The following is a 24,207-nucleotide window of genomic DNA, read 5'->3' on the forward strand; positions in this document are numbered from 1 at the left end:
CCGCTCGTCCTACGCGGCGGCGATGGTCGGCTGTCCTTCGACACCCAGAGTGACGGAGGCCGTTGCCACCTGGTCAACCTGGCCACCGATGGAGCCGGGGGCGATGAAGGCAACGACGGTGATCGTAGGAGCCGTTCCAGTCGCCGCCTTCTTCGGCTTGAACTTGAACGTCTTGCGCTCACCAACGTGCTCGAAGAGATACGAACTGAGGCTGTTCGGGGTCGCCCAGTCCTGCGCATACGCGAGGAGCAACGCCCACTCGGGCGTCGTCGGGAATGCATGGGTGCTGGTCGGGGTCAGGCCTTTCCAGCGGGCGATGTTCGTCGAGGGGTCAAGCTGCACCTGAGATACGTGCGCCTCGTAGTTGTCCTCTTCGACCAGGAGTTCGCAGTCGTTGAGGATGATGGGGACAACGGGAGGGGTGGACATGTGGCTACTCCTTGGATGCGATGACGGTGAGAGGAATGTCGAAGGCGAGCCGCGCGCCGTACCCAACGGCGGTGGCCTGTTCGTGCGAGAACCGGGTGTCGAGGTAGTCGAGGGCGGCTGTCGTGATGTCGTCCAGCTGGTCCCCGGCGCGGTCGAGGTCGAGGTGTGGAGAGATGAGCGTGAGCAAGAGACCGACGTTGCGGTGAGACTGTGGAGCGGCTGGCGTCCGGTCGTAGCTCTTGGCGCGGATGAGCGCGGTGGGCTGCGTGATGTCGTCAAGCTCGCGTTCTGTGGCGATGACACGCAGTGCAGCGAGCGGAGGGATGTCGGCCCAGTCGGCGCCCAGCTGCGCTTCCACGTCCTTGCGCACGCTCATGCAATTGCCCCCAGAGCGCGTCGAGGACGGAGAAGCTGCTTTACCTGCCAGTCGAGCGGGAAGGCGCTGATGCCGTACCCGCCGCCGTCGAAGTCCCCGCCCGGGGCGGCCTTCGAGGAGTTGTAGGTGTTGCGCGCCTGGAGTGCCTGAGCGAGCCGCCAGCCGTCCGGGATGGAGGCTCCCTCAGCGAGGGCGGGAGCGTAGGCGAGGCAGGCTTCCTTCGCGGCATTCAGGTAGAGCGTTGCCGCGTCGTCGTTCATGGGGACATCCGGCCACAGGGTCGGAAGGTCCTCATCGTCGGCGGTGAGCCATTCAGCCATCGTCTACGCTCCCGTCTCTCAGGCCGCGACCGTGACGGAGCGGACGGCCTTGGCGTTGTTCGCCAGGGAGGCGTAGTAACCGAAGACCGCGATCTCGGTGGCCCCCTGGCCCGGGCGCACGCCGTCCACGCGGATGGGTGCCTCGCCGCCCAGCTGCCAGAAGGTGACGGCCTCCTTCGCGCCGACAATGACCTTGCCCGCGCCGACCGGGGCCGGCATGATCTTGAAGCCAGCCATGTCCCCTTCCTCCAGGCCGAAGCCCGCGTTGAGGAAGGCGAGCACGTCGTCCTTCGGGGTCAGCACGATGTCTCGCCACAGCTCGGGCGACACGAGGGAGTAGGCCGGGCGGTTCTCGCTGCCGATCACGTCGAGCGCGCCGTCCACGATGGCCGCGAGCCCCTTGGCGATGCCAGCGGGGACCGACCCCGGCGCGGTGGCCGTGGCTGCGCCCATGATGGCGGCAAGGCACTTCGCATCGGCCTTGCGCTTGTAATCGTCGCCCTGGTGGGTGACGTAGCTGGAGATGACCGCCTGGTCGTTGAAGTCGGTGTAGCGACGGTCGAGGGCGTGGCCCCCCGCGAGGCGAGCCGCGTTCACGTCCACCGGCTCGGTATCGAGTGCGTTGCTCGGAACATCGGTGACGTTGCCTGTGTAATCGCCGACCTCGGGGGACTTACCCTCCACCCAGCGCCATCCCTTCATCGTGTAGCTGGTCAGCGTCTCCTGAGTGACCAGCGGAATGAAGCGCTGCTGATAGGGCAGCTTGTCCCAGAGCTCGCCGAGGTAGCCGGTCTGCTGGGTATCGACTCCGATGGTGACAGCGCCAGGGCCGGAGTGCTGGAGGTTGGCGATGGCGAACAGGTCACCCGCTCCCGCGTAGGGGGCGAGGTCGTCGGGGTTGTTGCGCGCGAGGGCGGCGAACATGCCGTCGAGGGTCGGGCGGGGCGTGGCGGTGATGCCGTCGCCGGGGACGATGTTTCCCATGAGTGCTTCTTCCTTGTCGTTGTCTTCGCCCTCGGCCTTTTCGTCGGCTTCGGGCTCTTCGGTGATGGTGGTGACAGTGGTCGTGGTGCGGGTGATGCGCTTCTTGCCGTCGCCGAGGTCTTCGGCCTCCTCGGTGGTACTTGTGGTGGACTCCTCGCCCGTGCCGTCGCTGTTGGTCTGCGACCAGCTGGAGGACGATTCGGACTCGGCGGGCATGTCGTACCCGTGCACCGTCACGGTGTCGTCGGCGGCGAAGAGGGCGGCGGACGCAAAGGCACCTTCGGTCACGAGTGCAGCCCCCGTGAGGCGAGCGCGCACGGCCCGAGCGCCATCGCGCACCATGTCGGTGACTTCCGCCGAGAGCTTGCGCAGTGCGCCCGGCTTCGGCTTGCCGAACGCGTCGAGGTTGTCACGGATGTACGCATCGCCTTCGTCGGTGTCCGCGATCCGGAACTCCGAGTACACGCCCTCGGCACGCTTCTCCAGGAACGTGGCCCGGCCTACCGGATCGTGCCGGTTGTGGTGCCGGTTGAGCCCGACGACAGAGGCGTCACGCGGCAGGTCGATGTTGTCGGCGCCGAACTCAATGGGCTCGGCCCCCGACACGCTGGTCCGCGAACGCTCGCCGAACGGGAGCAGGATGCCGCGCAGGATGCGCGTGGCGGGGTCGTAGGAGAAGTCTCCGTGATCGGTCATGCAGCTGCCTCCTCAGGCGTCGTGGCGTCGGCACGATTGGTCGCGCCGTACGTGTCGTTCGGGGTCGCGGTGAGGTTCGAGCGGTTCAGGCGGATGACCTTCTTGGGATCGCCGGTCACGTCTTCCTGCGATAGGCGCGCTTCGAACGGGGCGATCCAGTACTCCAGGTCGTCGATGATCTGGTTCCGAGTGCCCTCCTGTGTGACGTACGTAAGCGAGGAGGTTGCGGTGGAGCCGTCGAGATACGACACCGGCAGATTCATCGCGTTGGCGATGTCGATGCGGGCGGCGTTGCGCCCTTTGTCGTACAGGTCGGCCTCAATCTCGCCGTATACTTCGAGTTCGAGGGAGGCCGGAAGGAAGCCGACTGCGCCGTTATCGCTGGTGCGTGCCGCCGCGAACGCCTCCACGTACTGCTGCGCCTCTTCCTGTTCCACGCCGTTGTCCTCCTTCTCGTGGAGGACTACGAGGGGGATTGGGTTGCGGACGCGGCCCACCCATGCGCGCTCCATGTAGCGCCAGCCTCGGATCGTGTCGCGGGCTTTGATGAGTAGCCCGTCATCCGGTCCGGCGAAGAGGATGACGCCGCGTTCGTCCGTGACCGGCTGCTGGTCGATGGATACTCCCGTGGGAGATGCGGTGTCGAATGTCCAGCGGTGGCGGGCGAGGCGTGCGGCGTCGATGATGGCTCCGGCCTCATCGCGCTCGACGAGCCACAGGGTCCATCCGGTGAACACGGTGTCGTCGAGTGACCACGCGAATCGGTGCCAGCACGTCTGCGTGGTGCGTGTTGCGGTGAGCCATGCGGGTTGCTGCTTGTCGGCAACGAACTCGCCGTCGATCATCTCGCCGAGCTCGAACACGAGGTCGGCGAGGCGGCCGACGATGACAGCACGCCCGCGACCGATGGGCTGCACGGCCATCGCCGTTTCGCGTGTCACGGCGTCCGCCGTGGTGGGGCCGTAGATGTCGGAGTAGACGAGAGCGGCCAGTTCGGGCGCGGGCGAGTAGGGCAGGATCGGCAATCCCGACAGCACGTTCGCTGCCGATGCGGGCGAGCCGAACAGGAAGCGCGAGAACCAGGACATGCGAGAAAGCTATCCACGATCTTTGTAGGTAGTCAACAAAGACCTGTGGATAACTTTGTAACTAGCTCATAATGATCGGGGCGAAGGACTTCCCTGCGGTGGGATCGGGGAGTTTGTAGAGCGCCGCCGCCGTGGCCTCCAGTGGCGTGATGTCGAACTCGGGATCGGCAACCGGGGTGCCGAAGAGGACAGCTTTACCAGACGTGCGCTTAACGGCTCCGGCTGCGGCCTTGTCCAAGGGCTCTTGTTCCCAGTGGCGCACGTCGCCGTGTCGTAGCCCATTGAGGAGCTTGGTGTGCGCGACACTCTTCTCCCCGAAGCGGATGAGTTGCGACTGGGGGCGGGGGCGGGCGTCCCGGTTGAGCTCCTGGATGATCGCCTTCTCCTGCGGAGAATCGTCATAGATGATCGGAAGGCGAAGCTGCTTCCAGTACTTCCAGAGGGTTGCAGCCATCCGGGCATTACCCTGCTGGTGGTGGATAATCTTGATGCCGATTCGCGGGGCGCTGTCGTCGTCACCGTCGAGCGCCCAAGCGGCGCGAGCGAGGTCGCCCGCATCGTCGGGCAGGTACCACGCCACAGCGATGGATGCCCAGAGCCCTCCGGGGTGGACGGCGAACGCGAGCGACAGCGGTGTGACTCCGGTGGGCACGGGGCCGCGTTCGGTGGTGTCGCTCCACTCGCCGCCGATGATGGTGTCATTGCCCGCCGCCTTGCCGAAGTGGCCGAGGTATTCCATCGAGAATCGCAACCAGCCGAGGATGGCGAAGTTACGGCGGATGGTGGCGAGGTTGGTGAGGCCGTCGAGTCCCGGGTGCAGTCGTTCGATGAGTTCACCGGCTCCGGCCTCCCACGTCTCCAGCTTCTTCTCATCCATGTCATCCGGCACGCCGTAGCGAATACGGCCCGCCGTGAGGTCGTGGAGGGTGGCCCAGAAGTGGGAACCGTCGCGATACTTACCCCCAGTACCGGCGTAGACGAGCTGCGCGCCGGGGCGGGTGTCGAAGGAGGGCACGACCGCGCCCACGATGTCATCCCACATCTCGGGCTCGGCCTCGCCGGACTCATCGAGCACGAGGATGTCATAGGCACCGGAGCGCACGTCATCGCCGTTGGGCGAGAGGATCGCAAGCTTGGACCCGTTGGAGAACTCAATGCCGAGGTTGCCGTTGCCTTCAGTGAGCTTCACGCCCATCGTTTTCTCGCGGTAGGTCTTGTCGCGCCACTTGCGGAGGATCGAGTCGCGCACGTCGAGCTTGAATCTTTCGCCCGCCTTCTTCGCGGTGGTGAGCATGGTGTAACCGGCCATGTAGACGGCGCGCATCCAGCACCGTCCGAGGAGGATGCACCACAGGCTCGTGGTCTTCGAGGAGCGGCGAGGTTCGAGGATCGCGTTGAGGAAGCTGGCCTCGTCGGGGCCGATGTCGTCCGGGTCGACGGGACCGCCTGTGCCGATTACGTCGGCGGTTCGGAGCATCTGCGGTTGGAGGTTTCCGAGGAGCCCCCCAGGGATGATGCGACGGGGAACGAGTTCGTTGATGATCCATGCGCCAACCAGGAACTCGGCGCGAGACTGGTAAGTGCTGTGCAGGGTGGATTCGTCCAGGGGGTCGCGGCCGGAATCGCGAAGCTCGTTCCACGCATCCTCTTGGAGTAGGGGATGTTCGAAGACCTCTTCGGGTAGCTCCACCCCTGCCCAGTCCTGGGGGGGGATTTCGCTGCCGGAGGCGGTAGTTGTGACGCCGCTACTCAAAGAAGCGGCGTCGGACTCTTCGAACGTTGGTGCGATCAGACTGGCCATGTTGTCTCTTGGTTGGTCGGCACGTTGATGTGTCGGCGTGCGTTGGTGATGGATGCTCCCTCTCGCCCTCCAGCTGCGCGGTTGCCGACGCACTGCCCCGTGCGGTGGCGGTGCTCGGGTGCAAGCTCGTTGAGTGCGGATGCCCGCGCGCCGGGCAGGTGCCCCACGTCGAAGGGCTGTCCGGGCGCGATGGGTCGGCGGCAGCGCCAGCATGCGACGGCCCGCCCTGCTCGGTGTGCGGCGTGCACGCGTGAGCGGATGACCGGCGCGTTGCGTCGGTACTCGGGTGTCTGGTGCTTGGCGCCCATCGGTCAGTGCCGCCCGTTGGCGAAGCGCCCGATGTAGATGGCACGGTCAGTGAGCATGTTCTCTGCCGCATTGATGAATGCGCGTGCAGCGTCCAGGTACTCCGGCCCGTCTTCGACAAGGCGCGTCCGTGCGCCGTCCAGTGTCCGTGCCGCGTCGTGAAGCGAGCGCGCGGTGTCCCGAAGCCCGAGCGTCTTGGCTTCGCCCCGGAGGTCGCGTGCTGAGTCCACGAGCGTGGTAAGGCGGTTGATGGTGGCTCGGCATGCGTGAGCCTCTGCCTTGGTTAGGGTCATCGGTCGAGCCCTTCCGGGCATACACCGCAGTCACACGGCCCTGTGTGCTCGTACGGTCGTGCGCACAGGTGGACGCGGTGGCCCGCGCGCTCGCTCGTGACCCACGCTCGGGCACACTCACCGCTGCTCGCCATCGAGACCGCATGCTCTGCCACGAGGACGGCACCAGCTGCGGCTTCGCGAGCGATGCGCTTGCGCTCGCGAAGGTCGAACGCGATCCAGAGAACCAGAATGGCGACGAAGAGAAGGGCGACCCACAGGGCCGGGAAGTTGTCTGGGGTGTTCATCTGCGTTGCTCCTTGGGCTGATACGTGGGGCCGAGAATCGCGCGAATCTCGGCGATGGTGGGCTGCTCGACGTGGTCGCGGTCTTGGCGTCCGTCTCGCCGGTGGTGCCCGCAACTGCACCAACCGGATTCGAGGTAGCGGTGCGGATCGGTCATACGACCAGAACCTCTTCGTTGGCTCTGGCCTCCGAGCGGGTGACCTGGTAGCCGAACGCCTCGACTCCGGCGTGGTCGCGGATGACCTGCACAGCGTCGAAGATCGTGGCTTCGGGATCGGTCAGCGTGACGTGGAAGTCGCGGTTCATGTCGTACATCCAGTAGTGCTTCGTCATCGTCTTTTCGCTTTCTCGCGCGTTCAGGTAGGTAGGGAGAGAGAGTTAGTTGAGTAAGAGGGTTCTAAGGGCGGTTCTTAGAGCGACAGCAGTTGTCACCCCTGGACGCCTGTTTCTGTCACCCCTGGATCGACCAGGGGTGACTTAGGTGTCACCCCTGGTTTCGAGGCCTCCCCCTCTCTCCTCCGTGTACCGAAGCGCCGTCGTCAGCACGTCGTAGACAGTGGGCCGGTAGCGGGGGTCTAGGTGCTCCACCCACCGCTGGTCGCCCTCGCGAATCAGGTCGCACGCGCGAAGCTCTTTGATGGCTCGCTGGACAGTGCGCTCGGAGCATTCGAGGCGTTCGGCAATGGTCGAGACATGCGGGTAGGCTCCGTAGCCCAGATCGTCCGCACGATCCGCCAACTGGAGGAGCACCCGGAACGGCGTACCGTTGCAGACGCTGAGTGGGAGGTTCGCCGCCCAGATGTACGCGTTCAAGCTCATGTGCCCATAATTTCGACATGCGCACAACACGCCGACGCATTGAGTGCGGCGTGTCGAGATATTGGGCGCGCTACACTGATCGCATGAGCATGACAGTCACATGGACCCTTGGTGAACTTCTCGCGAAGGCGCGCAAGGATGCGGGCCTCGATCAGACTCAGCTGGCGGCGGCGGTCGGCGTCGCCCGCAACTCGCTCTCCAATTACGAGACGGGACGCTCGATGCCGCAGTTCGACGTAACGGCCCGAATCGCGGCGGCGTGCGGCGTGAGTCTCGAATGGCTCGCGACGGGCGTTAACGCAGAAACGGCCTCCACCGAAGCGGAAGCCGTTCCTTCACTGTCTCAACACAGTGTGCGCCCGAAGGGACTCGAACCCCTAACCTTCTGATCCGTAGTCAGATGCTCTATCCATTGAGCTACGGGCGCCCGGCCCGCTCAGCGGGCCGTAGAACAGCCTACAACAGTCCCGACGCGAAAGCGAAACGAGGCCTCAGTCGTCGGCCGATGCGGCCTTCTGCTGCTTCTTCCGCCTCTTGGCCTTGGCTCTCTGCTCCGAGGAGAGCGCCTGCAGGTCGACGAGCCGAAGGGCCTGCATCCGGGCCTCGCGCATGCGGTTGTAGTCGGGATCCTGGTCGGGGCGCATCCCCTCGACACGCAGTCGACGGTCGAGGTTGTGGCGCACGTCGGCCCAGGCCGCGCTCCTCGCCTCCTCGACGATGGCGGCGAGCTGCTCCCGGTCCTGCATGATCTCGCGCAGACGCACGGCGACGCCGGTGGACTGCTTGGCCCGACGGCGGAGGTTGCGCACATCGCGATCGCGGTAGTCGTGCGTTCCCACCGGGTCGGAATGCCGGCCCCTCGCCCGCTTGCGCAGGGCGGTGACGGTGGCCGCGGCTTCTTCCGACTCCTCTGCCATGGCACGGAGCGCCTCACGCGCGTCGTCGATGTACTTGTCCATGTCGAACACGCCGTCCTCGGCGATGGTGCCGATGAGGATGTGGTTCTTGACGGCCAGGCGCGCGGCAGCGGTCGCGATCGCGACGCCTTCGGCGATGGCATCCGCTGTCCGTCCCACCGGTACCTCCTCTCCTTGAGCGTACCGGTATCGATGCGGCCCGGTGTCGGCCAGAATGGTCGGAATCAGCATGCCCCAACCATCCGACATCCGCGGGTTCGCGCCCCGATCACGCCCTGCAGGAGACGCATGAAACACCTCGATCTCACCGGGGGCACCACCGTGATCACCGGAGGCGCCAACGGGATGGGCGCGGAGATCGCACGCCGGCTCGCTGCCCGAGGAACATCTCTCGCGCTGGTCGACCACGACACCGCGGCTCTTGCGAGGATCGCCGAGGAGCTGCACGACGCACGCGTGACCACGCACGTCGTCGACCTCCGCGACGACGACGCCGTCTTCGCAGCCGTGACGGACATCACCGCGTCGCACCCGCGGATCAATGCGCTGATCACGTGCGCCGGCTCCTCCATGCTCGGCGACATCGACCAGCTGACGATGGAGGAGATGCGCTGGCTCACCGACGTGAACCTCTGGGGCACCGTGTCCGTCACCAAGGCGCTCCTCCCCGCGCTCCGCGCCGCCCCTGCCGCCCACATCACCCATCTGGCGAGCGTCTACGCCCTCGCCGCCCCCGCCGGACGGATCCCCTACGCGGTGAGCAAATTCGCCGTCCGCGCCTTCTCGGAAGCACTGCGGCACGAGCTGGAGGGCACCTCTGTGACCGTCGGCGCCGTGTACCCGGCAGGGGTGCGCACCGGGATCATCCTGCACGGCCGCTATGCCGCGGCGATCGACCCGAAGGTCGCCGCCCGCGCCGCCGCCGCCCAGGCGGAGATGTACCACACCGAGCCCGCAGACGCGGCGGCGCGGATCATCCGCGCGACCGAACGACGGGCTGCACGGACCATGGTCGGCCGCGAGGCGCGCCTCATCGATGTGCTCACCCGTATCGCGCCGGCGTCGTACTGGCGTGTGATGCGGCGGCCGCTGCGCGAAGCGATCGACACCACGACGCCGATATCCTGACGCCGATGAGGCGCACCGCCTCAGCGGACGACGCCCACCCAGATACCCGAGGCCCACGCCTGCTGATCGCCGTTGCAGCCGACCGATCCGGGATATCCCCGCACCACGGCCATGCAGTTGGCGAGGAACTCCGGGTCGCCGCCGAACAGCGACCCGTAGGCACCGGACGACGTGAGCGAGCCCCATACACGGAACTGATAGATGTGCGCGAGCTCGTGCGCCATCGCCCAGTTCAACCGGCCGGCGCCCCAGCTCGCGATGTCGGCGCGGTACTTGATGTACCCGTTGCTGTTCGCGCAGGCCGGGGCGTTTCCCCCCGCACAGGACGACGATTCGTAGAGCCCGACGCCTCCACCGCCGACGAGGTCGAGCGCCGCCCGCACCCGCGCGTAGCCGTCAGGGCCGCTCGACGACCACGCCGGCCCGCCGGGGCCCGAGCTCTGCGCCGCCTGCCACGAGGCGACCTCCGTGCCGACCTTCTCGGTGAGCGCGTGCACGGTCGCCGTGGCCGCAGCGACCGTGTCGGGGTTCTCCTTCTCGGCGGCGACCGTCTGCTGTGCCGAAAGCGCGGCAGCACGGTGCGCGGCGGTGTCCACCCGCCCCTCCGCACCCTTGAGGGCGACGGTGAGCGCCTGCACCTCCGCGAGGAAGGCGGGACGCTGGGCGAGGACGGCGGCACGCTCCGCGGTGTCCTGCTCCGCGCGGTCCACCGCACCGTCGAGGTAGTCCGTGCGCTGTCCGGCATCGTGGTACTGCTCGGTGAGCGCGGTCAGCTCAGCGACGGCGGACGCCCTCTCCTGCTCGAGGCCCTGGGATCTGCCGATCATCCCCGAGACGAGGAGCACGGAGGCCGCGAGCGCGACGGCCACGGCGCGACGCATCACGGGAGGAAGCCCGTCGTGTCCGCGATCTGCGCGTCCTGCTCGGCGAGCTGAGAACGCAGCGCGGTCAGCTGCGCGGCGAGCTCCCGGTTGTCGTCGCGCGTCATCTTCAGCGCATGCTCGATCCGCACGATCTCCGCTTTGACCGCGGCGATCGATTCCAGACGCTCCTGATCGGCGATGGCGACGACTGTGATCCCACCGACAAGTAAGAGGCATCCGACCGCGACAGCAAGACCTCGCATCTCGCTCCCCAGGACAGCGCACCAGTTCCGGACCGACTCCGATCGCCCCAATATACAACCGGAGGCGCCTCCGCAGGACCTCACCTCGGGGGGGGCGCGGACCCGCGAGGCTCAGACCGTCAGGTCGCTGCGCGCCGCAAGCCGCCGCTCCGCCGCGGACTGGCCGCTGGCGAGGTGCGCCGGCACGATCCGACGCAGCGCTTCCGTATCCCGCGCCGTCATCGCCTCGAGGATGATCCTGTGCTCGTCCGCCATGGCGAGCAGGTCGTCGTGCTGACCGAACAGCCAGCGCAGACGGGTGAGGAAGACGGCGATCAGCTCTCCGAGCATCTCGTTCGCGGCGAGTTCGACGGCGACCTCATGGAACTCCGCCGCCGCGATCCTCGCCGCCTCGGAATCCTCGGCACGTGCGGCCGCGAGCTCGCGCTCGTACGCGGCACGGATGCGGGCGATACCCGCCTCGTCGTGCCGCTCCGCCGCGAAGACGAAGATCAGCGTCTCGATAGCCTCGCGCACCTCTGCGAAGTCCTGGATGTCGCGGTGCGTGAACTCCCTCACGACAGCCCAGGTACGAGGACGCGCGACCACGATCCCCTCGGCGACGAGCGTGCGGATGGCTTCGCGGACCGGAAGGCGGGACACGTTCAACTCCGCGGCGATGTCCCGCTCGACGAGTCGCGCACCCGGCTTCCGGTGTCCGAGGATGATGTCGTCACGAAGGATGCGGGTGACCCGCACCGACTCGAGTTCCCCGCCTGCTGCTATAGCCCCCGCCATCTGGGCATTGTCGCACCCCTGCCGGTGTTCCTCAACTTTTGGTATCCCAAGGCTCCGCGCCGATGGACCCCGACGACCGGGCGAGAGGATGCGTCCCCCCGCCCGCATCGATGCTCAGGGCAGACGGTTCGCGCGTGCGAGGTTCTCCGTCAGCTCTTCCGCGTTCTGTCGGACCACATACGCCGGACGGTCACGCTCGACCCGCCACGACTCGCTGAGCGGTCCCACGTTGACGGTGTCGAACCCTGCCTCGTCGTAGAAGCGGGTCACGAAGGCGACAGCCTCCGCATCATCACCGGCAGTCGCCAACGCCCGCCGGTTCGGCGTGCCGGCAGGAGTGCCGTCCGACGTGATCTCCGAGGCGAAGATGTGGTTGAAGGCCTTCGCGATCTTGGCGTTCGGGAGCGCGCGCTGCACCAGCTCCGACGTCGTCGTCTCCCCCTTGTCGAGGGCTTCGATGTGCCCGTCCCGCTCGAAGTAGTAGTTGTTCGTGTCGAGCACGATCTTGCCGGCGAGTTGCTCTGCAGGCAGGTCGTCGATCGCGCGGAGTGGCACCGTGACGACCGCGACGTCCGCAGCGGCGGCGGCATCCTCCGCAGTGGCGGCGCGAGCGTTCGGGCCGAGCTCGGCGACGAGGTCGGCGAGAGTCTCCGGTCCCCGCGAGTTCGCGATCACCACGTCGTACCCGTTCGCGATCGCCACGCGTGCGACCTGGCTGCCGATGTGTCCTGCACCGATGATTCCGAGAGTTGTCATGTCGGGACCAACGCCGGGCGCTCGAGGCTATTCCCGTCGAGTCCTCCTACGACGGCTCAGACGTCACGGAGCAGGCTCTCCTCGGTGCGGCGGTAGCCCAGCTGCTCGTACAGGTCGATCGCTCCCGTGTTGAAGCCGAAGACGTGCAGACCGATCGAGTCCGCACCGAGCCGGCGCGCCTCCCGCTCGACGGCATGCATCAGTTCGCGCCCGTACCCTCTGCGCCGGTGCTCGGCGGCCACCTCGATGTCCAGGACGAACACATGAGGACGACCTTCGCGCTGACGCACGCCGACCCACAGGATGCCGACCTCCGTCCCGTCGACGGAGGCGGTGAAGAGCTCCTGCCCCGCGGTGTCGAGTCCGTCGGGAAGCTCGGCGATCATCTGACGATGCGACTCGGCGAGCGCCTCCTCCGGGGTGTAGCGACCGGACTCGACGAGGTCGTTCGCGAACCCCTCCTCCGATGCGGCGGCGAACGTCGGGAAGCGCTCCGGGATCATCGGCGACACGTCGACGTGGGAAGCGACGTCGCGCGCCGGGAGCGGCTCGAGCACCATCTGAATGGAGGCCACCTCGAAGCCTCTCCCGCGCGCGAACGCCCGACCGGTCGAGTCCTGCGGGAACAGCTGCATGCCGACCTGCGTGGCGCCCTCTTCTCGCGCGACCCGCAGGATCTCTGCGAGCAGATCGTCGCTGTGCGCGTCGGTGAACGGCTCGTCGACGACGAGGTCGAGGAGGAAGAGCTTGTCGTCCCGCAGATTCAGCAGGAGCGTCCCGACCTCCCCTTCCGCGTCCATGACCACGCGCATGACCCGCGCGGTCGCGGTCGCGGCGGAGTCCGGGAACACCTCGCCGAAGAGCTGATCGACGTGGGCGACCGCGTCGACGCCGGGGCGCCGGTCCGACGCCCTGTTGCCGTCGATGAGACGCTTCCGCGCGGCGGACCGCCATTCGTCGAAGCGTTCGGCGGGCAGAGGCATCAGCTGCACGGACATGCGTCCATCCTGCACCTCAGCTGCGGGTGAGCGCGTCTTCCGCTGCGACCCAGGCGAGCATGGCGCACTTGACGCGTGCGACGTACTTCGACACCCCACCGAGAGCTGCGGCATCTCCGAGCAGCTCCTCATCGGGTTCGATCTTGCCGCGGGAGCGCATCGCCTCGCGGAATGCGGCGATGCGCACCTCGAGGTCTTCGACGCTGAGCCCCTCGGCGAGCTCTGCCAGCAGCGAGGCGGATGCCTGCGAGATCGCGCAGCCGTGTCCCTCCCAGGCGATAGCCTCGATGCCGCCGTCGGCTCCGCGGTGCACCTGGAGGGTGATCTCGTCGCCGCAGGTCGGGTTCAGCTGGTGCGACTGCGCCGGGATCTCCTCCCGCAGCCCATACCCGTGCGGGGTGCGCGAGTGGTCGAGGATCAGCTCCTGATACAGGTTCTGCAGGTCGCTCATGCGCCCCTCCGGAAGAAGTCGATGGCTCCGGCGACGCCCTCGATCACGGCATCCACCTCGGCATCGGTCGTGTAGAGATAGGTGCTCGCCCTGGTGGATGAGGTCACGCCGAGCCGGCGGTGCAGCGGCTGTGCGCAGTGATGGCCGACGCGCACCGCGATGCCGAGATCGTCGAGGAACTGCCCCACGTCGTGGGAGTGGATGCCCTGGACGTCGAAGCTCGCCAGTCCCACGCGGGGCAGGTCGATACCGGCGCCGAGCACGCGCACCCCGTCGATCGCGCTCAGACCGTCGACGAGTCGTCGACCGAAGGCCGCCTCATGCGCGGCGATACGCGGCATCCCGACCTCGGTCAGGTAGCCGACCGCTGCGGCGAGCGCGATCGCCTGCGACACCCGCTGGGTGCCCGCCTCGAAACGCTGCGGCGGCGGAAGGTACTCGGCTTCGGTCGTGGTGACCGTCGTGATCATCGAGCCGCCCGTCAGGAAGGGCGGCATCGCAGCCAGCACCTCGCGGCGGCCGTAGAGGGCACCGATCCCGGTGGGTCCGAGCATCTTGTGTCCGGACAGCACGGCGAAGTCGACGTCGAGGGCGCGCACATCGAGGGGCAGATGCGGTGCCGACTGGCAGGCGTCGAGCAGCGTCAGCGCCCCGACCTCACGGGCGAGCGCGACCAGCTGCTCCACGGGATTGATGACTCCCAGAACGTTGGAGACGTGCGTGAAGGCGACGAGCTTGGTGCGTGCCGTGATCAGCTCGGCCGCGGCGTCGAGCCGCAGGGCACCGTCGTCGTCGAGGGGGATCACCTTGAGCGTGGCGCCGGTGCGGGCCGCGAGCTCCTGCCACGGGATGAGGTTCGCGTGGTGCTCCATCTCGGTGGTGACGATCTCGTCGCCCTCTCGGAGCCGCAGGCGCTCCGCAGCCGCACCGCCACGCCCGAGCGACGCGTTCGAGAGGGAGTACGCGACGAGGTTGATCGCCTCGGTGGCGTTGGAGGTCCAGACGATCTCGTCGTCGTCCGCGCCGACGAATCGGGCGACGGCCGTGCGGGCGTCCTCGAACAGCTCGGTCGCCTCGGCAGCGAGCGTGTGCGCACCGCGATGCACGGCCGAGTTCATCGAGGTGGCGAAGTCGCGCTCGGCGTCGAGCACAGCCACCGGTCGCTGTGACGTCGCCCCGGAGTCCAGATACACCAGCGGACGCCCGTGCACCTGTGCACCCAGGATCGGGAAGTCGCCGCGAATGCGCCGCACCTCGGCGTCGTTCAGGGAGGCGATCACGTCGAGACCGGGAGAAGTGCTCATCCCTCCATGTTCCCACCTGCGGACCGGGGGTGGGCGCGACGGGTCAAGGGCCGCCGAGAGTCTTCGCGTCGGCGGCCGCGTCGTAGCGGTCCTGCGCGTCACGTACGTCCTCGACATGCGACTCCGCCCAGACCTGCAGCGCCTGGAGCGGCGCATACAGCGTGCGCCCGAGCGGAGTGAGCAGATAGCGGGAGTGGCCGTCGTCTCCGACGCCGCGCTCCAGCATGCCGTCGCGTTCCAGGGCGCGGAGCGTGTCGACGAGCACCTTCTTCGTGATTCCGTCCATCCTGGTGTGCAATTCGCCGAAGCGCAGAGGCTGCTCGTGCAGGAGGACGACGATCATCGCGGTCCATTTGTTCGCGATGCGCGCGAGTGATGCGCGCGACGGGCAGCTGGCCGAGAACACCGTCCACGTGTTCGACATCCGCTGCCCCTTCCGGTGACGTTGAAGTAACCGCGCCCCTGCCGAGACGCTGGATGCTCCACAGTACCGACCCATCGAGAAGGAGCATCATGTCGGCGATCGACGTCGTAGGACAGTACGGTGCGGCCATGGCCGCCGGAGACATGGAGGCGCTGGCGGCGACCTTCCATCCGGATGCCGTCTGGCACCAGCCCGGAGCGAACCAGCTGTCAGGAGATCACGTCGGCCCCGACGCGATCATCGCGCACCTGGGACGGTTCATGCAGCTGAGCGGGGGCACGTTCGCCCTCGAGACGGAGTCGGCGACCGAGAGCGGTGCCCTGGTATCCGCCACCGTGCGATTCCGCGCGCAGCGCGTGGGGCACGATGACCTCGATCAGCACGTTCTCGATCAGCACGGTGTCGACGTGTTCCGTGTCGCCGACGGCCGCATCGTCGAGGTCTGGCTGATGAGCGAGGACCAGGAAGCGGAGGATCGCTTCTGGGGTACGGCCTGATCCGTCCCCCGATTCGAGCGACGCCGGGTGGTCGCGGACCTCGACCGCCCGGCGTCCGCGCCTCTAAGCTCGTCCCATGATCGCCCAGGACACGCTGTTCACCTTCGTCGTCGCGGCGTTCATCATGGTCGTCATCCCCGGGCCGACCGTGCTCTTCACGATCGGCCGAGCCATGGCGCTCGGCCGGATGGGCGGATTCCTCAGCATCCTGGGCACGGCGGTCGGATCGATCGTGCTCGTCGTCGCGGTGGCTCTCGGCGTCGGCACCGTGATCGCGCAGTCGGTCGTGCTGTTCACGATCGTCAAGGTGCTCGGCGCCGGCTACCTGATCTTCCTGGGCATCCAGGCGATCCGCCACCGGAAGGACGCGGCGAGAGCCATGGCCACGGCGCCGGCGAAGCGCTCGGGCTGGCGGCTTCTCACCGAGGGCTTCGTCGTCGGCGTCACGAACCCGAAGTCCATCGCGTTCTTCCTCGCGATCCTCCCGCAGTTCGTCGATCTGCATGCCGGATCGGTGCCGGCGCAGCTGTTCCTGCTCGGGGTGGTCGTCGTGGTGATCGGCGTGAGCTGCGACGCCGTATGGGTGCTCCTGGCGAGCGCCGCCCGTGACTGGTTCGGCCGCTCGCCCCGACGTATTGAGGCGATGGGGGCAACCGGTGGCGGGCTGATGATCGCTCTCGGCGCTTTCCTGCTGGTGTGGAGCGAGAAACCCGCCACCGCGTGAACGCTCGAACTCACATCCTGGCGTAGCGGGCCCGGGCGATGCAGAAGACGCCGTAGACGGCGAACCCCGCGCCGACAGCACCCAGGACGAGTCCGCCGAGGGGCAGGTCGAGCAGACTGTGCAGGGCGGCATCGAGCCCCGCGCCCTTCTCCGGGTCCTGCGTGACGGCGGCGACGACGAAGAGCACCCCGGTCACGGCGACGGCGGTGCCCTTGCCGAAGTAGCCGATCACTCCCAGGGTCACGATGCCCCTGCGGGCGACTCCCGATGGCAGGTCGAGCAGCTTCTCGAAGCCGCGGGTGAAGCCGCCGACGATGAACCCGACCCCGACCCCGACGACCGAGAGCCCTACGACGACCAACAGGGCGACGCCGCCGGGCGCCGAGAGCAGCACCGCGCTCAGGGTCTTCGACGCCGTCTCGGAGTCGGCATTGCCACCCACGGCGTAGATCAGGGCCATGCCCCCGACGATGAGGTAGGCGGCGGCGATGCCGAACAGCTTGACGCGCTGACCCCACTTCTTCGTCTCGGCCGGATCGGCGGCGAGGAAGGCACTGGCGATCTGCCACACGGCGAGCGCGATCAGCCCGGCGGCCACGAGCACGAGCAGCAGCCCTCCGATCGGGCTCTGGCGGATCTGCTCCATGGCCCCGTCCTGGTCGGCGTCACCGGAGGCGCCGGCCGCGATGGAGATCGCCACCGAGCCGATGATGACGTGGATGAGACCGAGGACGACGAAGCCGGCACGGGCGACCCGTCGGAACGTCGACGACCTCTTGGCGACGCGCGCCGCGTTCTTGACCGTGCTCATCGTTGAAGCGTATCCGTCGTGCGGAACCCCGCCGAGGGGCTTGATTTCGCCTCGCCTGTCGCTCCCGCCCTGTCGCTCCCGCCCTGTCGCTCAGGCGTGCGGCATGATCGGCTGCCGGAGGATGGTGCGCAGCTTCGCCGGATCGGCACGGCGCAGGTCGCTCAGGTAGATCTCGTGATGGAGCCCCCGCATCTGGAGCCCGTTGTCGGGGATGAAGTGGTGATGCAGCTCTTCGAGCACCGGTCCTTCGTCGTCGAACGGTCCGACGTGGAGTGTCTGTACGCAGCTGCCCTCGTCGAGGGTCTGCAGCCGCACGGAGTCGAGCGCAGGGATCGGCTCCCTCTTCTTCACAGCCTTCTGCGACACCGACTCGACGGCTGCCGCGAACATCGCGGGGGTGATGTGATCGCCGACCATGATCATCATCGTCCACATCCAGGCCGACTTGTCACGTCGGGAGGTGAACGACTCCATGTCGGGCGCATGCCAGAGTCCCTCGAGCGGCATCACGACGGTGTCGATGCCGAGGTCGTTCCGACTCGCGAACTTCAGCGCGTATGCCAGGGGGAACAGCGCCGACACGGCGTCCCGATAGGCGGGCGCGGTGTTCGGGTCTCCTGCCCCGTCGATCATCAGGTACTGCAGGGGCGGCACCTCGACGACGCGGAACTCGCCCCGCTTCGCCCGGTACGCGTCGAGTGTCTTCTTCGGATCGATGGCCGCCATCACGTGCCTCCCTGGATCGTGCGCTCAGTGTCGCACGGGCCACGGACACGGGGTGGGTGCGCACGCGCGCCCACCCCGCCGGCCTCAGGCCGGTTCGACCGGAAGCCAGAGCTCGCACGACGCGGAGTCACCGCTGAACTCCAGGTAGCGCACGATCGACGGGCCTGGGCGCAGCCTCCACGGGTTCGACGGGAACCACTCCGTCGCCGTGGCCGCCCACAGCGTCTGCAGAGCGGCGGGGAAGGGCCCACTGGCGGCGAAGACCGCCCACGATCCCTCGTCGACCGGAAGCACGTCGAGGTCTTCCGGAACCGATGTCGTGCTCTGCACCGCGACGCCGTGCAGATACCTCAGCAGCGAGCCTTCCGGGGCGTCGGGTTCGACGTCTGCCGTGACGGCCAGGATCCCCGAGGGCTCGGCATCGCCGAGGGTCTTGAGCCGCGCATGCTCCTCGGGCGGGATGGCCGCGATGTGCGCCTGGATGTGCGGATTGGCGCCTTCGTGGATCAACGGAACCTCCACGGCGTGACCGACGAGCACGAGCGCGGGCCGGTGGGTGATGGTGACGTGCATGGGGATGCTCCCTTCCACGCTCAGGCGGAACCGGAGCGAGGGTTGTGTACGGAGAGGACCCCCGTCACGGCGCGCATCGGCCGGTCCGATGCCGTGCACCGCGCGGAAGGCGCGAGCGAACGCCTCGACCGAGCCGTATCCGTGGCGCACGGCCACGTCGAGCAGGCTCGGAGCGCCGGCTGCGAGTTCCGCTCCCGCGTGCGTCATCCGGCGACGACGCACGTACTCCGAGAGCGGCATCCCCGCCAGCGCCGAGAACATCCGACGCAGGTGGTACTCCGTCGTGCCGTTCTCACGGGCGAACGCGTCGATGTCGATCTCTCCCGCGACACCGTAGGTGTCGACGAGGTCGACCAGGGCGTTCAGCGTGCCGATCATGGGGTCCTCCTTTCCCCACCATCGTCGCTGCGCATCTCATACGCCGACCCGACTTCTCCGGTCGGATGCGATCGGTTCTCCGTCGACGCCCGGTCAGAGCTCGACGGGAGGTGCCGGCTCCGTCTCCGACTCCTCGGGATGACGGGCCAGGTTCACGATCCCGGCGACCAGCCCACCCCAGACCGTGACCATGGCGATGATCATCATGACGACAGCGATCGGAGTCATGCGCTCGCTCCCTTCGTCGTGGTGCTAACGGCCGGGATCGCGGACGTCTCCGCATCCGGCTCGTACTCCTCTTCGACGAGGAACTCGTCGTACTCGGGATCGTCCTTCGCGTGGGAACGGCCGCTCCACGGCAACGCCGACAGGACCAGGGCCAGCACCACGAGGGCGATCACCATGCCCCATCCGAAGACGGCGAGGAACCAGGCCGGATAGCCGCTGTACGGCTCGGACGTCTTCGCGATGAGCTCGCTGATGAAGAGGTACCCGAGTACGACGGGTGCCAGCACGCCGACGAGCAGCTTCCAGATCGCGCCCACCCGGAAGCTCGATCGACGATTGAGGTGCTCGACCAGCACCGGCAGCTTGTGCAGCAACCAGGCCACGATGATCACGGCCACCAGGGCGACCGCCATGATGCCGAAGGAGTTCACGAAGGCATCGACCGTATCGAGGACGGAGAGCGCCGTCGTCGTCGAGAACAGCGCCATCGAGACGATAGCGAGCGGGATCGCCACGGTCAGGGTCGTGCGCACACGCGCCCAGCCCAGCTTGTCCTGCAGCGCGGCGACGATCACCTCGAGGATGGAGATGAGCGAGGTGACTCCGGCGAACACCAGAGCCCCGAAGAAGAGGACGCCGATGATCGATCCGCCCGTCGCCTGCGACACGATCGTCGGGAACGCGATGAACGCCAATCCGATGCCGGAAGAGGCGACTCCCGCCACCTCGGTCCCCTGCGCCTGCGCCATGAAGCCGAGGGCCGCGAAGACACCGATGCCGGCGAGGATCTCGAAGCCCGAGTTCGCGAAGGCCACGACGAGTCCCGAACCGGTCAGGTCGGTCTTGCGCTTGAGATACGAGGAGTAGGTCACCATGATGCCGAACGCGACCGACAGCGAGAAGAAGATGTGGCCGTACGCGGAGGCCCAGACGCCCGGGTCGGCGAGTGCCTCCCAGTTCGGGGTGAAGAAGGCGTTGAGGCCGTCCATCGCACCGGGGAGGAACAGCGACTGCACCACGAGGATCGCGAACATGACCGTGAGCAACGGCATCAGGATCATGTTCGCCCTGCCGATGCCGCGCTTCACACCCAGCGCCATGATCACGATGACGATGAGCCACACGACCACGAGAGGGATGCCGACCTGGGGGACGAAGTCGGTCGAGACGCCGACTTCGGCGACGTCCGCCGAGCGCAGGAAGTCGGCGAAGAAGAAGTCGTTCTCGTTGCCCGCACCCCAGGTGAGCTGGGCCGAGAACCAGGTGTACATGGCCGCCCACGCGATGATCACGGCGTAGTAGACGGCGATCACGACGCAGATGAGCACCTGCCACCATCCGAGGGGCTCGGCAGCACGGTGCAGACGACGGAAGGCGAGAGGCGCCGATCCGCGGTATCGATGACCGATCGCGTAGTCGAAGAACAGCAGCGGGATGCCGGCGGTCAGCAGCGCGCACAGGTACGGGATGAGGAACGCCCCGCCGCCGCCCTCGTAGGCGACGTAGGGGAACCGCCAGATGTTCCCGAGGCCGACCGCTGAGCCGATCGCGGAGAGGATGAACACGTTCCGCGAGCCGAAGGCTTCGCGTTTGTGGGTCTGCGTCGTGGCGGAGGACATGCGGACGAGGCTACCCGAGGGCGACGCTCCGTTCACAGTCGGCAGCAGTTTTCTGGACGGAGGGCAGTGAACCGGAGCGCAGTGAGCGGGGCGCACGGGTCGGGAACGAGAAAACCCCCGCCGGAGCGGGGGTTCTTCTGCGGAGACGAGGGGATTTGAACCCCTGGTCCCCGTGAGGGGACTCCACCTTAGCAGGGTGATTCTGACGGAAGTGCGGCACCGAGACCCTGAACCTGATCAGCCGAGGAAACTTCTGCTTTTGGCGGATGAACAGGGATTATCAGGATGCACCTGACGCACTTCCGGCACGCGAGAGATCGCCTGAAACAGTATCCTCGCGATACCCGGGGACACCTGGGGGACACCTGGCGCCGCCCGGATCACCGTGCTCGTCACAAATTCGGGCCCGGGCCTATCCTGTTAAACAAATGGTCTGCACCGCTCCGCTGTGACCGACGGGTGGCGCCACTGATAGTCGTAATTATGTCAGTCTGATTTTGGGCAGACTCCTCCTTAACCATTGGCGTTGGGCGCTTTTTGCTACTTGCTCCGCTTGGCCCGGATCAGCCGAACGGCGAGCTTGTTAGCTCGCTTCGACAGAAGGGGCAGCAGCCGGCAGGTGACCTGGCCGGCTGCGATCAGCAGAGCAGGCAGCAACAGCGGATCCGAGAACAGGCTCGAAAGATCCACGTTGCGACCTCCCCTCTGGGTGGTCCGTCCACGGAACTGTGGCCGGCGGCACGCGGCATGAGCCGCGAACGCGTTCCGTGTGCGTGTACCCCAAGGGTCAGGCTCACGGCTCACGGATGGCTCTTAACGACAAAACCCGGCTTCTAGGCCGGGTTCGAGGCGCACTTCTATCGCGCACCATCACTCTAGGAGGTCCAATGGGATCAAAAGGCAACGACACGCCAACGGAGGGCCTCACGCAGAGCTGCTTACTCTGACGCTAGGGGGTGACAGTACTCTGCTTGTTGCGCGCCGCGCCGACGCGAACCGCTCTCCTATTTCTGCGAGCGTCGCTTCGAGCTCATCGACGAAGCGAGCAAACGAGCTGTCTCCTCGCGCTCACGCCCTGACGAGGGAGATGTGATCGCGCTGAGCCGGGCTGCCGGGTCGAGGGCGTTCTTCGTCTTTTCAGCTCCCGCCTCTATGGCTGGCGGCGTCCACGCCTCCGGCTGCCGGTACCTTTTCGCAAGACGGTAGATGTTGCGTCGAACCTTTCGAAAAGTCTTGAAGTCGATCGTCTCTTCGACGCGAACCGTTAGGACTCCTCGCTCTGTGAGTTCCGCGAGGCCTCGCTTCCGGCTAGATCGCGAGATCCCGTAGCGTTCCTCGAAGTGGGCGCCAGCGATGAAGAACTCCGGATCGTCGCTACGTGTCAGCGCGAGCGAGCATAGATACATCGCGATCCCTGCGCCGGACAATTCCCCTGCAAGTCCTCTCGTCCAGAACGAGCGAGGAACAGGGATGTACTGTTCAAGCCCGTATGGGGGAACGTAGAGGTTCGGATCTCCTGCGGCCGTCTCGGGCTGAGATTCGTTGCAGAGGATGATCTCCAGCCGGGTACCCGTGCTGCGCAACTGAACGAGACCACGATCCGCGAGTTCGTGCAGTGCATCGCGGATTGCTCGCGCACCGACCCCTCCTGGATCCTCTCTGCCAAGTAGCTCCGCCCAATAGGGCGCCACTCGATTCGTCACGTAGGGGGGGCGCGCGGTGACCCAGATCAACGACATCAGCAGAGCGATTCGCAAGCCGCCGCCTTTTCCGCCGACCTCCCCAGAGGTTCTCAGGAGAGCGGCCAGAGGTGTCAGCGCGTCACTGCCCTCCGGGCGCTCTACGAAAGAACGGCGAAGAGGGCAAGTGTCTCGCCTTACGTCCTTAGCTAGTGCGTTCACCATCGCGTCCGTCCCTTGATCTTTGCCCTAACCGCAGTTCAGGGCTAAACTGGCGTGAGTACTGATGCGCCGTGACGAGGGGTACCTCTATAGGGGTCCCGTTAGGGCTATTATACATGTTCGGTACGGGTATAAACAGAGGTCCCGATGACTGAGGGTTGCGCCCGGTGGTCTCCTTGTGTATAAGGTCAGGCGGGGAGCATGTTCCCTAGTTTCTCGGCCTTCTGCTTGGTCTCCACCGCCAAGTTCAACACCCAAGACGGCCAGGGTGATACAGCCCGTGCACATCTGATGCGCACTTACGGGCTCACCCCCGCAGAAACGGAAGGCCAGCCGTTGAGAGTCCACACCTCAGCGGCTGGTCTTTTTTGTGGTCCAGTACCTTCGGCCGTGGTGTCGAGTCGTGGCGAACTTGATCCAGTCCGATCGCTTCTGCTGCTATGCCGCGACTGGCACAAGACCCTGTAGGAGCCCTGTGAGGTCACGAGACGGAACCGCTAGCTCCTCCGCCGCGCGGCTCAGCGACACGCCCTTTGGCCCGAAGAGGACTTTGCGGAGAAGCTGCGACGATTCGGGGACGATGCCGTCCGGCTCGCTGCTTCGGTAGCCGGCCTTCGACAGCGTCACGACCGTCGAGCGGTACTGCCAGTCGTTAAGCATCTTGAGTTCGTGGAGCCTGTGGGTCATCGCCATGGCGGAGACCTTCCAGTGCTTCTTGGCCGCGAGTATCTTTGGCATGCTCGCACTCCACATCGCCTGGGCATGGAGTCCGGTGGCGGGCATCAGGAAGGCTGCCGCAAAGGCGTTGGCTTCGGCTTCACGCTCTCGCGAGTCCTTTGGCGTCATGTCTCGTTCATCGTGAAGCACGAGGTGGCCCAACTCGTGAGCTACATCGAACCGCTGCCGCTCCCCGGACTTAGTGGTGTTCACAAACATGTAAGGCACAGAGTCGCGGAAGAAGCAGAAGGCGTCGATGTCGGTGTAGTCGTGAGCCAGCGACACGACCCGAACGCCCTTGGCTTCCAGCAGGTGAATCATGTGAGCGATGGACTTGTCTCCGAGACCCCACAGCTGACGGACCATCTCGGCAGCCTGTTCTGGCGAGAACTTGTCGTATGTCGGTATCTCCGGGTTTGGCAGCTGGAAGTGACGATCGATGACATCGAACAGCTCGAGAGCGAGGGTCGCCGACGATAGAACGGCGTCCCTCTTGGTCGCGGAGGTCTTCGAGAGCTTGCGGAAACTCACTGCCTCGACAGGGACGGGTTCGACCTCATGTCGATGGAAGTACTCGAGTGAGACGTCGAGCGTCCGTGCGATCTTACGGAGAGACTCATCGGAAGGCTGCTCAGTGCTGTTGTTCTCGTAGTTGGTGAGAGACCGCAGCGAGACTGTGCTCTCTTCGGCAAGCTTGGTGAGCGTGAGGCCGCGACGTTGGCGGGCGAGCTTTAGGCGGACTGGACTGAACATTC

Annotated in this window: 31 protein-coding genes and 1 tRNA gene; 5 read left to right on the top strand and 27 right to left on the bottom strand. The window is 66.5% G+C overall.

Translation table 11 applies throughout. The features are described 5' to 3' along the window. Positions 1-9: 9 nt before the first annotated feature. From HDC31_RS13940 to HDC31_RS13970, 7 genes are all read right to left on the bottom strand, one after another. Positions 10-429, bottom strand: coding sequence for a hypothetical protein (locus HDC31_RS13940; RefSeq protein ID WP_113680927.1), 420 nt, complete (start codon positions 427-429; stop codon positions 10-12). A 4-nt stretch (positions 430-433) separates the two neighbouring features. Then, the gene (locus tag HDC31_RS13945) at positions 434-805 is read right to left on the bottom strand and encodes a hypothetical protein (RefSeq protein ID WP_179516229.1); all 372 of its coding nucleotides are present in this window, start codon (positions 803-805) and stop codon (positions 434-436) included. After that, positions 802-1,125, bottom strand: coding sequence for a hypothetical protein (locus HDC31_RS13950; RefSeq protein WP_179516230.1), 324 nt, complete (start codon positions 1,123-1,125; stop codon positions 802-804). The genes HDC31_RS13945 and HDC31_RS13950 overlap by 4 nt, the downstream gene beginning before the upstream one ends. An 18-nt stretch (positions 1,126-1,143) precedes the next feature. Next, positions 1,144-2,805 carry a hypothetical protein gene (locus HDC31_RS13955; RefSeq protein ID WP_179516231.1) on the bottom strand — a complete coding sequence of 554 codons (1,662 nt, stop codon included), beginning with the start codon at positions 2,803-2,805 and terminating at the stop codon, positions 1,144-1,146. Continuing rightward, a complete protein-coding gene (locus tag HDC31_RS13960) occupies positions 2,802-3,893 on the bottom strand; it encodes a hypothetical protein (protein WP_179516232.1) in 1,092 nt (363 codons plus the stop codon). Before HDC31_RS13960 ends, HDC31_RS13955 begins: the two co-directional genes overlap by 4 nt. Before the next feature lie 61 nt (positions 3,894-3,954). Beyond that, complete coding sequence (locus tag HDC31_RS13965; RefSeq protein ID WP_179516233.1) at positions 3,955-5,787, bottom strand: hypothetical protein; 1,833 nt, start codon at positions 5,785-5,787, stop codon at positions 3,955-3,957. A gap of 218 nt (positions 5,788-6,005) precedes the next feature. Continuing rightward, positions 6,006-6,293, bottom strand: coding sequence for a hypothetical protein (locus HDC31_RS13970; RefSeq protein ID WP_179516234.1), 288 nt, complete (start codon positions 6,291-6,293; stop codon positions 6,006-6,008). 77 nt (positions 6,294-6,370) lie between these two features. Here HDC31_RS13970 and HDC31_RS13975 point away from each other — a divergent pair, with 77 nt between their 5' ends. After that, a complete protein-coding gene (locus HDC31_RS13975; protein ID WP_179516235.1) occupies positions 6,371-6,601 on the top strand; it encodes a hypothetical protein in 231 nt (76 codons plus the stop codon). Positions 6,602-6,731: 130 nt separating this feature from the next. Here HDC31_RS13975 and HDC31_RS13980 read toward each other — a convergent pair whose 3' ends face one another. Then, the gene (locus HDC31_RS13980; protein ID WP_179516236.1) at positions 6,732-6,911 is read right to left on the bottom strand and encodes a hypothetical protein; all 180 of its coding nucleotides are present in this window, start codon (positions 6,909-6,911) and stop codon (positions 6,732-6,734) included. Positions 6,912-7,055: 144 nt separating this feature from the next. Further along, positions 7,056-7,397: a helix-turn-helix domain-containing protein gene (locus HDC31_RS13985; RefSeq protein ID WP_179516237.1), complete on the bottom strand. Its 342-nt coding sequence runs from the start codon at positions 7,395-7,397 to the stop codon at positions 7,056-7,058. An 83-nt stretch (positions 7,398-7,480) separates the two neighbouring features. On the opposite strand from HDC31_RS13985, the gene HDC31_RS13990 reads away from it, so the two are divergent. Further along, positions 7,481-7,786 (top strand): helix-turn-helix domain-containing protein, encoded by a 306-nt coding sequence (locus HDC31_RS13990; protein WP_179516238.1) that lies wholly within the window; start codon positions 7,481-7,483, stop codon positions 7,784-7,786. Here the strand turns inward: HDC31_RS13990 and HDC31_RS13995 are convergent. Next, a tRNA-Arg gene (locus tag HDC31_RS13995) sits at positions 7,752-7,824 on the bottom strand. The genes HDC31_RS13990 and HDC31_RS13995 overlap by 35 nt on opposite strands. Before the next feature lie 64 nt (positions 7,825-7,888). Continuing rightward, positions 7,889-8,473, bottom strand: a complete 585-nt coding sequence (locus tag HDC31_RS14000) for a hypothetical protein (RefSeq protein ID WP_058631503.1) — start codon at positions 8,471-8,473, stop codon at positions 7,889-7,891. 129 nt (positions 8,474-8,602) lie between these two features. On the opposite strand from HDC31_RS14000, the gene HDC31_RS14005 reads away from it, so the two are divergent. Beyond that, positions 8,603-9,442, top strand: coding sequence for an SDR family oxidoreductase (locus HDC31_RS14005; protein ID WP_179516239.1), 840 nt, complete (start codon positions 8,603-8,605; stop codon positions 9,440-9,442). 20 nt (positions 9,443-9,462) lie between these two features. Here HDC31_RS14005 and HDC31_RS14010 read toward each other — a convergent pair whose 3' ends face one another. From HDC31_RS14010 to HDC31_RS14045, 8 genes are all read right to left on the bottom strand, one after another. Further along, positions 9,463-10,323, bottom strand: coding sequence for a hypothetical protein (locus tag HDC31_RS14010; RefSeq protein WP_058631592.1), 861 nt, complete (start codon positions 10,321-10,323; stop codon positions 9,463-9,465). Continuing rightward, positions 10,323-10,568, bottom strand: coding sequence for a hypothetical protein (locus HDC31_RS14015; RefSeq protein WP_113681196.1), 246 nt, complete (start codon positions 10,566-10,568; stop codon positions 10,323-10,325). Before HDC31_RS14015 ends, HDC31_RS14010 begins: the two co-directional genes overlap by 1 nt. A 111-nt stretch (positions 10,569-10,679) precedes the next feature. Continuing rightward, on the bottom strand, positions 10,680-11,345 hold the full coding sequence (locus tag HDC31_RS14020; RefSeq protein ID WP_046746712.1) for a GntR family transcriptional regulator: 666 nt from the start codon (positions 11,343-11,345) through the stop codon (positions 10,680-10,682). A 114-nt stretch (positions 11,346-11,459) separates the two neighbouring features. Beyond that, positions 11,460-12,101, bottom strand: a complete 642-nt coding sequence (locus HDC31_RS14025; protein ID WP_113681195.1) for an NADPH-dependent F420 reductase — start codon at positions 12,099-12,101, stop codon at positions 11,460-11,462. A 56-nt stretch (positions 12,102-12,157) separates the two neighbouring features. Then, positions 12,158-13,099 carry a GNAT family N-acetyltransferase gene (locus tag HDC31_RS14030; protein ID WP_179516240.1) on the bottom strand — a complete coding sequence of 314 codons (942 nt, stop codon included), beginning with the start codon at positions 13,097-13,099 and terminating at the stop codon, positions 12,158-12,160. A 16-nt stretch (positions 13,100-13,115) separates the two neighbouring features. Then, positions 13,116-13,550 (bottom strand): Fe-S cluster assembly sulfur transfer protein SufU, encoded by a 435-nt coding sequence (sufU, locus tag HDC31_RS14035; protein ID WP_046746714.1) that lies wholly within the window; start codon positions 13,548-13,550, stop codon positions 13,116-13,118. After that, on the bottom strand, positions 13,547-14,854 hold the full coding sequence (locus tag HDC31_RS14040) for an aminotransferase class V-fold PLP-dependent enzyme (protein ID WP_113681193.1): 1,308 nt from the start codon (positions 14,852-14,854) through the stop codon (positions 13,547-13,549). Before HDC31_RS14040 ends, sufU begins: the two co-directional genes overlap by 4 nt. Before the next feature lie 43 nt (positions 14,855-14,897). Then, entirely contained in the window at positions 14,898-15,278 is a 381-nt protein-coding gene (locus tag HDC31_RS14045) for a helix-turn-helix domain-containing protein (RefSeq protein ID WP_061016101.1), read from the bottom strand. A gap of 89 nt (positions 15,279-15,367) precedes the next feature. Between HDC31_RS14045 and HDC31_RS14050 the strand changes: the two genes are divergently transcribed. Further along, the gene (locus tag HDC31_RS14050) at positions 15,368-15,775 is read left to right on the top strand and encodes a nuclear transport factor 2 family protein (RefSeq protein WP_046746717.1); all 408 of its coding nucleotides are present in this window, start codon (positions 15,368-15,370) and stop codon (positions 15,773-15,775) included. A 76-nt stretch (positions 15,776-15,851) separates the two neighbouring features. Then, positions 15,852-16,499 (top strand): LysE family translocator, encoded by a 648-nt coding sequence (locus HDC31_RS14055; RefSeq protein ID WP_061016105.1) that lies wholly within the window; start codon positions 15,852-15,854, stop codon positions 16,497-16,499. A gap of 10 nt (positions 16,500-16,509) precedes the next feature. Here the strand turns inward: HDC31_RS14055 and HDC31_RS14060 are convergent, their stop codons facing one another. The 8 genes from HDC31_RS14060 to HDC31_RS14095 form a co-directional block, all read right to left on the bottom strand. Beyond that, positions 16,510-17,310: a DUF1206 domain-containing protein gene (locus HDC31_RS14060; protein WP_113681192.1), complete on the bottom strand. Its 801-nt coding sequence runs from the start codon at positions 17,308-17,310 to the stop codon at positions 16,510-16,512. 90 nt (positions 17,311-17,400) lie between these two features. Continuing rightward, complete coding sequence (locus tag HDC31_RS14065) at positions 17,401-18,036, bottom strand: GyrI-like domain-containing protein (RefSeq protein WP_179516241.1); 636 nt, start codon at positions 18,034-18,036, stop codon at positions 17,401-17,403. An 84-nt stretch (positions 18,037-18,120) separates the two neighbouring features. Beyond that, positions 18,121-18,987 (bottom strand): GyrI-like domain-containing protein, encoded by an 867-nt coding sequence (locus tag HDC31_RS14070; RefSeq protein ID WP_179516242.1) that lies wholly within the window; start codon positions 18,985-18,987, stop codon positions 18,121-18,123. 93 nt (positions 18,988-19,080) lie between these two features. Next, on the bottom strand, positions 19,081-19,215 hold the full coding sequence (locus tag HDC31_RS14075) for a methionine/alanine import family NSS transporter small subunit (RefSeq protein WP_082108540.1): 135 nt from the start codon (positions 19,213-19,215) through the stop codon (positions 19,081-19,083). Then, complete coding sequence (locus tag HDC31_RS14080; protein ID WP_113681191.1) at positions 19,212-20,834, bottom strand: sodium-dependent transporter; 1,623 nt, start codon at positions 20,832-20,834, stop codon at positions 19,212-19,214. Before HDC31_RS14080 ends, HDC31_RS14075 begins: the two co-directional genes overlap by 4 nt. A 540-nt stretch (positions 20,835-21,374) precedes the next feature. Next, on the bottom strand, positions 21,375-21,524 hold the full coding sequence (locus HDC31_RS14085) for a hypothetical protein (RefSeq protein WP_179516243.1): 150 nt from the start codon (positions 21,522-21,524) through the stop codon (positions 21,375-21,377). A gap of 314 nt (positions 21,525-21,838) precedes the next feature. Next, the gene (locus HDC31_RS14090) at positions 21,839-22,591 is read right to left on the bottom strand and encodes a hypothetical protein (RefSeq protein WP_218867782.1); all 753 of its coding nucleotides are present in this window, start codon (positions 22,589-22,591) and stop codon (positions 21,839-21,841) included. A gap of 582 nt (positions 22,592-23,173) precedes the next feature. Next, a complete protein-coding gene (locus tag HDC31_RS14095) occupies positions 23,174-24,205 on the bottom strand; it encodes an XRE family transcriptional regulator (RefSeq protein ID WP_113681190.1) in 1,032 nt (343 codons plus the stop codon). Between the last annotated feature and the right edge of the window lie 2 nt (positions 24,206-24,207).

The sequence above is a fragment of the Microbacterium sp. JAI119 genome, from assembly GCF_013410135.1.
In the GTDB taxonomy this organism is placed as follows: Bacteria; Actinomycetota; Actinomycetes; order Actinomycetales; family Microbacteriaceae; genus Microbacterium; species Microbacterium oxydans.